The following is a 1,453-nucleotide window of genomic DNA, read 5'->3' as shown; positions in this document are numbered from 1 at the left end:
GGCGGATTCAACCGGTCGTCGCAACACTGGATTGTTGAACAGATTTTAGGTATTCGTCCAGAGCTTCTGCAGGCGTCTTCCATCCAAGAGTTTTTCGCGGCCTTGAGTTCAACGTATTAGCAACAGCTTGGATTTCGCGAGCACTCCACCGGGACAGGTCTGTGCCTTTTGGAAAGTACTGTCGCAAAAGGCCATTCGTGTTCTCATTCGTACCGCGCTGCCATGGGCTTTGCGGATCAGCGAAGAATACCTTCACGCCGGACTCGATGGTGAAACGGGCGTGATCGGATAGCTCCTTTCCCCGATCCCAGGTTAATGATCGCCACAACTCAGCAGGCAAGTCAGTCACAGTCCTCTTGAGTGCGTTGGCCATCGTGACGGCCCCATAGCCGGCTAGCGCAGGCCCGTTCTTTGTGCGCGGAATCAACCCGTAGCCTTTTTCTCGAGGTAAATGCACGAGCATCGTGAAACGGCTTGATCTTTCTACCAGCGTACCGATGGCGGACCGATTCAAGCCAATGAGGAGGTCGCCTTCCCAATGGCCCGGCACTGCACGATCTTCCGCCTCTGCAGGCCGACTGGAAATCATGACCTCCTCGCTGACGTGCGCCCACGCTTTGGCACGCGCCCTCGCTCGAGGAACGCGCAACGCGCGCCCGGTGCGCAGGCAGCCAACCAGCTCGCGCTTGAGTGCGCCGCGCCCTTGAATATAAAGCGCTTGATAAATGGCTTCGTGGGAAATGCGCATCGATTTATCATCCGGGAAATCTACTTGCAATCGATGGGCAATTTGTTCAGGTGACCAACCATTGACCCACTTTCGGTCCCCGCGATGCGGTTTATTTCGCCCATTAAACGGCCTCTGCCTAGGCCCGTCAATTTTACGACCGTCAGCGTCATGTACCTTGCCCTCCAAGCGCTCCTGTACATATTGACGCAGTTCTACATTAGTCGCCAGTTTCGCGGGCTTGGGTCGTTTAGCGAACCGTTCTGCCTTCCACTGCGCCACCGATGCACGATACTCGAGACATCCACCTCGAGTCGCAGCATTGCGCATCAGTTCTCGCGAGACGGTTGACGGACTGCGTCCGATACGTCGAGCGATCTCGCGCACTCCAAGTCCTTGCACGGAGAGCAAGGCTATCTCTTCTCGCTCAGGGAACGACAAGTATCGACCAACGATTGATTTGGACATGAATAGTGGCATGCCGCCACGATAGCGAAACCAGCGCGAGCCCACCGCTTGAGATGCACCTACCGCCTGCGCTGCCTTCTCGCTTGTAATGCCAGTCGCGATCTGTTGCCAAAAGCGACGCTCGATCTCATTTCCAAGCGATGGCGCGCCCGGCGAGTACATCGCTGCTCGACCGGTCAACCGATATACCTGCTTTGCACTTCGCACCATGCAACACTTCCTCGATTGAAGGTGTTGCGACGACCGGTTGAATCCGCC

At 56.4% G+C, this 1,453-nt stretch carries 1 protein-coding gene; it reads right to left on the bottom strand.

What is annotated here, in order from left to right; genetic code table 11:
* Positions 1-7: 7 nt before the first annotated feature.
* Positions 8-1,405, bottom strand: a complete 1,398-nt coding sequence (locus NCT03_RS33565) for an IS30 family transposase (RefSeq protein WP_250470260.1) — start codon at positions 1,403-1,405, stop codon at positions 8-10.
* Positions 1,406-1,453: the final 48 nt, after the last annotated feature.

The organism is Caballeronia sp. GAWG1-1, assembly GCF_023631465.1.
Taxonomy (GTDB): Bacteria; Pseudomonadota; Gammaproteobacteria; order Burkholderiales; family Burkholderiaceae; genus Caballeronia.
This window is presented reverse-complemented; position numbering and strand designations above follow the sequence as displayed.

What these genes read in the sequence shown, in the direction of transcription:
- NCT03_RS33565 (WP_250470260.1), bottom strand. Translation starts at nt 1,405, where the DNA reads ATGGTGCGAAGTGCAAAGCAGGTATATCGGTTGACCGGTCGAGCAGCG.